This window comes from Streptomyces sp. AC627_RSS907 (assembly GCF_019049165.1).
In genome coordinates this window covers 1-658 of the sequence record NZ_JAGMUE010000177.1, presented here as the reverse complement: position 1 = coordinate 658, position 658 = coordinate 1, and the positions used below count along the sequence as shown (strand labels likewise).

Annotated in this window: 1 protein-coding gene and 1 pseudogene; one reads left to right on the top strand and one right to left on the bottom strand. The window is 69.9% G+C overall.

The window, feature by feature from the left end; all coding sequences use genetic code 11:
• Positions 1 to 188: pseudogene (locus KUM32_RS30735) on the top strand (oxidoreductase); the annotation flags it as partial.
• Positions 189 to 271: 83 nt separating this feature from the next.
• Here the strand turns inward: KUM32_RS30735 and KUM32_RS30730 are convergent.
• A partial coding sequence (locus KUM32_RS30730; protein ID WP_217145238.1) for a hypothetical protein occupies positions 272 to 658 on the bottom strand: 387 nt, incomplete at its 5' end.

Here is a 658-nt window from a genome sequence, read left to right as displayed (position 1 = left end):
GCAACACCCTGGAGTACACCACCGCCATGGAGGAGGTGGACGAGGACACCTGGCACCCTCACGTCTACGACGCCTCGCGGGCGGAGGTGACCGACCAGTGGGGCACCTCGAACCCCTGGGACGAGCAGGTGGCGAAGGAGTCGCTCAACGACCCCGACCGCGGGTGCTTCGTCGCTCCCCCGCTGTGAGAACCCACCTGCCCGACAGCCCGCCCAGGCCCGCGCCCGCGCCCCGGCCGCCCGAGGCGCGCGCCGCCGACGCGAGAGCGGCGTCACGCCGGTGCCAGGGGTTCGAGGGCCGCTATGTCCGCCAGTGACATGCCCATCCGCTGATGGAGGAAGCGGACGATGGTCCAGTGTGGCAGCGCGCCCTCGTCGAACGGGCCGAACTCCCGGCAGTACAGCGGTATCCAGCGCAGTGCCTCTTCCATCGCCTGCTCGCGGCCGGGGGCCTGCTGGTAGCTCTCGTAGGCGATGCTGCGGTGCTCGATGAAGAAGCGCCCCGGCAGCCGCTCCTCGCACAGCGTGCGGTACTCGCGGGTCTGGAGGATCAGATAGTGCCAGATCTCGTCGATGTCCTGCTCGACGGGGAGGAACAGCCCGCTGAGCTGGTCGCGATGGCGCGAGACGAGGTACAGGTACCGCAGGCACTCGGTGAC